At 68.7% G+C, this 5,655-nt stretch carries 6 protein-coding genes; 2 read left to right on the top strand and 4 right to left on the bottom strand.

The annotated features are described in order from the left end of the window. Positions 1-392: 392 nt before the first annotated feature. The gene (gene cobM, locus A5780_RS32640; protein WP_064910981.1) at positions 393-1,160 is read right to left on the bottom strand and encodes a precorrin-4 C(11)-methyltransferase; all 768 of its coding nucleotides are present in this window, start codon (positions 1,158-1,160) and stop codon (positions 393-395) included. Between the two features lie 292 nt (positions 1,161-1,452). On the opposite strand from cobM, the gene A5780_RS42295 reads away from it, so the two are divergent. Next, positions 1,453-2,124, top strand: coding sequence for a cupin domain-containing protein (locus A5780_RS42295; protein WP_231983175.1), 672 nt, complete (start codon positions 1,453-1,455; stop codon positions 2,122-2,124). Between the two features lie 21 nt (positions 2,125-2,145). On the opposite strand, the gene A5780_RS32630 is transcribed toward A5780_RS42295, so the two are convergent. The 3 genes from A5780_RS32630 to A5780_RS32620 form a co-directional block, all read right to left on the bottom strand. Continuing rightward, positions 2,146-2,571 carry a PPOX class F420-dependent oxidoreductase gene (locus A5780_RS32630; RefSeq protein ID WP_030517156.1) on the bottom strand — a complete coding sequence of 142 codons (426 nt, stop codon included), beginning with the start codon at positions 2,569-2,571 and terminating at the stop codon, positions 2,146-2,148. A gap of 85 nt (positions 2,572-2,656) precedes the next feature. After that, positions 2,657-3,274, bottom strand: coding sequence for a response regulator transcription factor (locus A5780_RS32625; protein ID WP_030517155.1), 618 nt, complete (start codon positions 3,272-3,274; stop codon positions 2,657-2,659). Next, positions 3,271-4,470 carry a sensor histidine kinase gene (locus tag A5780_RS32620; RefSeq protein WP_064910980.1) on the bottom strand — a complete coding sequence of 400 codons (1,200 nt, stop codon included), beginning with the start codon at positions 4,468-4,470 and terminating at the stop codon, positions 3,271-3,273. The genes A5780_RS32625 and A5780_RS32620 overlap by 4 nt, the downstream gene beginning before the upstream one ends. 129 nt (positions 4,471-4,599) lie before the next feature. Here A5780_RS32620 and A5780_RS32615 point away from each other — a divergent pair, with 129 nt between their 5' ends. Then, on the top strand, positions 4,600-5,649 hold the full coding sequence (locus A5780_RS32615; protein ID WP_064910979.1) for an ABC transporter permease: 1,050 nt from the start codon (positions 4,600-4,602) through the stop codon (positions 5,647-5,649). Positions 5,650-5,655: the final 6 nt, after the last annotated feature.

The following is a 5,655-nucleotide window of genomic DNA, read 5'->3' as shown; positions in this document are numbered from 1 at the left end:
CCCGTAACCTCGCTTCCGGAACGCCACGCAGCGCTCCCCGATGGCACACCGATGCCGACGCTCACCTCATCCGAGCGTGGCGTCCGGCATTCGGGGCTCACTTCGATTGCAATCAGACAAAAATGTTCATAGGACCTATCCGTCCGTCGGGCCGATCTTGTTACATGGGCCCGACCACACCCACCGGCCACGGATCGGCCTCGTTTCGAGATTCGCTGATGAACACCGAACCAATCTACCGCCAGGTACCGACAATCAGCCAAGAAGGGCGATAGCGCTCCGACATCACCACTGCACTCCGTTGTCCCCGCCACCTCGACGTTCGATCCGCTCCTGGGAACCTACCGGGAATCGCCCGTCCCGAGTGACCGAAATCGCGCTGCGCGAGGGGGTCACGCGCCGGGCCCGGACACCGGGTGCCGCTCCCGTCCGGGGTCGTACAGATGGGACTGCGCACAGTCGAGCGCCGGAGTCAGGGCTCGCCCGACCAGGACCACCGCGGCCTGCCGCAGTCCGGCCGCCTCGACCTGGCCGGCGATATCGGCGAGCGTCCCGCGCAGAATCCGCTGCTGCGGCTGACTGGCCCGGTAGACCACCACGGCCGGGCAATCGGCGCCGTACTCCTGCGCCAGCTCCGCGGCCAGCTCCCCAATCCGCGTGATCGCCAGATGCAGCACCAGACTGGCCCGGGTCCGCGCGAAATTCGCCAGCGCCTCGGACTCGGGCATCGCGGTCGAGCGCGCCTGCGTCCGCGTCAGCACCACCGACTGCACCACCTCCGGCACCGTCAGCTCACTGCCCAGGGCCGCGGCCGCCGCCGCATACGCCGGCACCCCGGGCGTCACATCCCAGGCGATGCCCAGCCCGTCGAGCCGACGCGCCTGCTCGGTCAGCGCCGAATAGATCGACGGATCCCCCGAACACAGCCGGGCCACATCCTTACCCTCGGCGTCGGCCCGCGCACAGTGCGCGACGATCTGGTCCAGATCCAGCCCCTGGGTATCGATCAACTCCGCCTCCGGCGCGCAATGCGCCAGCACCCCAGGATCCAGATACGTCCCGGCATACAGGCACACCGGAGATTCCCGCAGCAGCGCCACCGCCCGCAGCGTGAGTAGATCGGCCGCCCCGGGACCCGCTCCGATGAAATGCACGGTCATGCCCGGAGTCTAGGTGCCCGCCCGATCCCGCAGCCCTCAGCCCAGCCGCCCCGCGCGGCACACACCCACAGTGGAGGTGCGGAGCGAGCAGCTGCGCCGCATGTCGAACTTGTTGCAGTGCAAGCTTTTTCAACCACGCAGGCACCCTGCTCGACGGCGGTGTCGAGTAGCCCGCAGGCGGTCTCGGTGCCGTTCGCGGGGACAGCTCCCGCGCTCGATTCGCCGGCTCCGCGCGGTGCCGCGCGGCGTAAGATCATGCCCGGGGTCATCCACAACTCCGAAGGTGAGCACGATGACGAAATTCGTTCAGACCATCGAGTTCAAGACCTCGCAGCTCGACGAGTTCAATCGCACGCTGGATCGGTGGCTGACGGCTACCGAGGGCACGCGCTCGGCGACGCACAGCATGGAAACCCGGGACCGCGACCATCCGGACACCTACCTGCAGATCGTGGAATTCCCCTCCTACGAGCAGGCCATGGCGAATTCCGCGCTGCCCGAGACGACCGGCTTCGCCGAAACCCTCGCCGCACTGTGCGACGAGCCGGCGGTCTTCCGCAATCTGGATCTGGTGCGTGAGGACGATATGGGGACGCCGGATGCGTCCCTGCTGGTGAAGAACTTCGATTCGGCCGACGAGACGCGCGAATTCGAATCCGGCAGCGGGCGCCTCGAGGTCGTGCAGGCACCCTCCGGCGCGGTCGGCCGGGCCGTCTTCGAGCCGGGCTGGCGCTGGTCCACGCACGTCAAGCCGATCGCCGGAACCGACAGCTGCCAGGTCTCCCACATCGGCTACTGCATCTCGGGGCGGATGCACATCCGGATGGACGACGGCACCGAGTGCGAGGTCGGCCCGGGAGATTTCATGCAGTGCCCGCCCGGCCACGACGCCTGGACCGTGGGCGAGGAAGCCTGCGTACTGGTCGACTGGGCCGCGGCCGCCGAATACGCCCGGCGTCGCTGACTTCTTCCCGCCCCCGGCCGGCTATCCGGTCATGTTCAGTCCACCGAGGATCTTGTCCGGGCGTACCCGCACGACCAGCTCACCGGGGACGGCGTTGCGTGTGCCGAATTCCTCGGCGCGGTCCGGGCCCATGTACCGCGCGGCGATGGCGGTCGCGGTGCGCAGGAGTTCGGCAGGATCCTCGGAGAGTGTGGCGACGCCCTGCACCTGGAAATAGGCGTACGGCGGCTCGTCCAGGTCCACGCAGAGGGCGACGCGGGGATCGCGAGCAAGCGCCTTGCCCTTGGCGGTGGTTTTGCCGGTGTTGAAGACCAGGTCGTCGCCGTCGAGGATGAACCACACCGGATTGACGATCGGGCGGCCGTCGGAGGCGACCAAAGCCAGTTTGCCGGTACGGGTTCCGGCGGCGAGGAATTCCCGCACTTCGGGATCGGTGATGGAAGGCATGAGCACACCCTAGGAACCGGCGGCGTGGGCGCGGGCCCCGACACGCGCCGAGCGACACGGCCGCGATCGGCGAGCCCTGCACGGTTCAGATGGCCCCGCGCTCGCGCGCTCGCGCCACCGCCGACGTCCGCGATTTCACGCCCAGCTTCGAATAGATGTGCACCAGATGGGATTTCACCGTCGTCTCGCTGAGGAACAGGTGTTTGCCGATGTCGCGGTTGGAATGACCGTCGGCGACCAGGCGCAGCACCTCGATCTCACGGGCGCTCAGGGTGGTGTCCGGTTTGCGGACGCGGGTCATCAGTTTGGAGGCGACCGAGGGCGAGAGCACGCTCTCCCCCGCCGCCGCGGCGCGCACGGCGGCGAGGAGTTCGGGCGGCGGGGTGTCCTTGAGGATGTAACCGCAGGCACCCGCCTCGATGGCGCCGAGGATATCGGCGTCGGTGTCGTAGTTGGTCACGACCAGGACGTTCGGCGGATCGGGCAGGGCGCGCAGGGCCAGGGTCGCGTCCACCCCGGATTTGCCGGGACCGAAGCGCAGATCCATCAGCACCAGATCGACGTGCGTGGTGGCGCAGAAGGCCACGGCCTCCTCGGCGGTGGCGGCCTCCCCGACCACCGTGATGTCCTCGCCGGAATCCAGCAGGGCCCGCAATCCGGCGCGGACGATGGCGTGGTCGTCGGCCAGCAGGAGACGGATCACCGCAGGTCCTCCCGCGAGATGAGATCGGCCGCAGCAGGTTCCGAGTCGTGCAGCGGAAACGACACGGTGACGGCGGTATGCCCCGGCTCGGATTCGACGTCCATGACACCACCCTGCTGTTCGACGCGGCTACGCATGGCGTTGAGGCCGAAGGTGCCGCCGCCGAAGACCGCCGGGTCGATACCGACGCCGTCGTCGACCACATCGAGATGGACGGCGTCGTCACCGTAGGTGAGCGTGATCCGCATCCGGTCGGCGTGCGCGTGCCGGACCACATTCGACACCGCGCCCTGCGCCACCCGCACCAGCGCGGCCTCTACGGGCATCGGCAGCCGCATCGGCGTCCCCTCGACGATCGTGCGGGCGCTCAGCCCGGGGCCCTCCGCGCGCCGGGCGATCCGCTCGAGCGCATCACTCAGCGATTGCCCCTCGAGCACCGCCGGGGTGAGGTCGCCGATCAACTGCCGGGTCTCGACCAGATTGTCCGCGGCGGTCTCGCGGGCGAGCCGAATCTGTTGCAGCGCGGGATGATCCGGTGCGTCGCGTTCGGCGGCATGCAGCAGCATCTGGATGCTGGACAGCCCCTGTGCGACGGTGTCGTGGATCTCCTGCGCGAGCCGTTCACGTTCGGCGAGTTTGCCGGCGGTGCGTTCGCGTTCGGCGAGAGTGGCACGGGTGGAGAGCAATTCGTCGATCAGCTGCTGGCGATCGGCCGCCTCGCGGAACAGCGCCCGATAGCCCAGGCCGATCGCGATCGCCACGATCGCGCCCAGGACCGGCCCGGCGATTCCGGGAACCGTCCACCCCTCGTGCAATCCCCAGCCGACCACCGAGACGATCGTGGCGGCGACGACCGCGGCCAGTCCCCACAGTCGCGGCAGCAGATGCAGATAGAGGAAGAACAGTCCGAACACCAGGTAGACGGCCTCCGGAACCAGCACGATCAACGCCAGCCACAGCGCCGTGAGCCCGCCCAGCCATACCCGCGCCGCGACCGGACGCCCGCGCAGCAGCGCACCCGCGAAATAGACGAGCAGGAACAGCGCCGCGAGCACGATCACCGCGACGGTGGGCCGGGGGCCGTCGTCACCGGGCACGGCCGCCCGCACCATTACCACGACCACCAGCGCCGTCATCAACACATGCAGTCCGACCTGCAGTGCGGCGAAGACGGGGGTGAGTGGAGAGCGGTGCACGCTGCCAGCTTATGCGCGGTTACCGGGGCGGCATCCATCGAAAGGTGGATTCGGCACCCCATCGTCGGGCGGTCGCGAAGTGTCCGCGCAGGCGATGTCCACCGGCGGATTCATAGCGAAGGTGGAGATATGTTCGTCGCACTGAGAGATCTGCGGGCCGCCCGCGGCCGATTCCTGCTCATCACCCTGGTCGTCACCATGGTGGCCCTGCTGGTGAGCTTTCTGAGCGGACTCACGGCCGGCCTGGCGCATCAGAATATTTCCGCACTCGAGCGGCTGGCCGGCGGCAGCGTCGTATTCGCCGATACCGGCGCCGATCCGTCGTTCGATTCCTCGGCGCTGACCAGCGAACAGGTCGAGCGCTGGCAGCGAGCCGGAGGAAGCGTCGATCCGGTCGGCATCAGCCGTAGCCAGGCCGTCCGGGAGGGATCCGCACCGGCCCAGGTGGCGATATTCGGCGTCGACGGCAAGGCGTTCGGCAACGAGGCGGCTACCGGACCCGGCACCGTCGTGCTGAGTAAAGCCGCCGCCGAAGACCTCTCGGCCGGCGCCGGTGATCGCGTGTCGATCGGCGGCGGTACCTTCACGGTCGCGGCAGTCGGCGACGACGACTGGTACGCGCACACCCCGGTGGTCTGGACGACGCTGTCCGACTGGCAGCAACTCGATCCGCGCGGCGGGGCCGCCACGATTCTGGTCGCCTCCGGGGTGCCCGATACCGGTGCGGTGAACAGCGCCGCGCACACCCGCACGACGAGTGTCGACGGCGCATTGCAGGCGATCGGGTCGTATCGGGCCGAGAACGGTTCACTCACGCTGATGACTGTGATGCTGTTCGTGATCTCCGCCCTGGTGATCGGTGCCTTCTTCACCGTCTGGACCATCCAGCGCACCGCGGATATCGCGACGCTGAAAGCGCTGGGCGCCACCACGACCGCACTGGTTCGCGACGCCCTGGGCCAGGCGCTGATCGTGCTGCTCCTCGGCGTCGGCGTCGGTGTCGGGGTGACCGCACTGGCCGGGGCCTTCATCGGCGGGGCGGTGCCGTTCGTGCTCAGCGCGGCCACGACCGTGGTGCCCGCACTCGCCCTGATCGGGCTCGGGCTGCTCGGCGCCGTGTTCGCCCTGCGCTTCCTGGCCACCACCGACCCGCTCACCGCGCTCAACCAATCTCGCTGATTCGAT

This window comes from Nocardia sp. 852002-20019_SCH5090214, from assembly GCF_001665865.1.
Taxonomy (GTDB): domain Bacteria; phylum Actinomycetota; class Actinomycetes; order Mycobacteriales; family Mycobacteriaceae; genus Nocardia; species Nocardia nova.
This window is presented reverse-complemented; position numbering and strand designations above follow the sequence as displayed.

What these genes read in the sequence shown, in the direction of transcription:
- A5780_RS32615 (WP_064910979.1), top strand. Translation starts at nt 4,600, where the DNA reads ATGTTCGTCGCACTGAGAGATCTGCGGGCCGCCCGCGGCCGATTCCTG.
- A5780_RS32630 (WP_030517156.1), bottom strand. Translation starts at nt 2,571, where the DNA reads ATGCCTTCCATCACCGATCCCGAAGTGCGGGAATTCCTCGCCGCCGGA.
- A5780_RS42295 (WP_231983175.1), top strand. Translation starts at nt 1,453, where the DNA reads ATGACGAAATTCGTTCAGACCATCGAGTTCAAGACCTCGCAGCTCGAC.
- cobM (WP_064910981.1), bottom strand. Translation starts at nt 1,160, where the DNA reads ATGACCGTGCATTTCATCGGAGCGGGTCCCGGGGCGGCCGATCTACTC.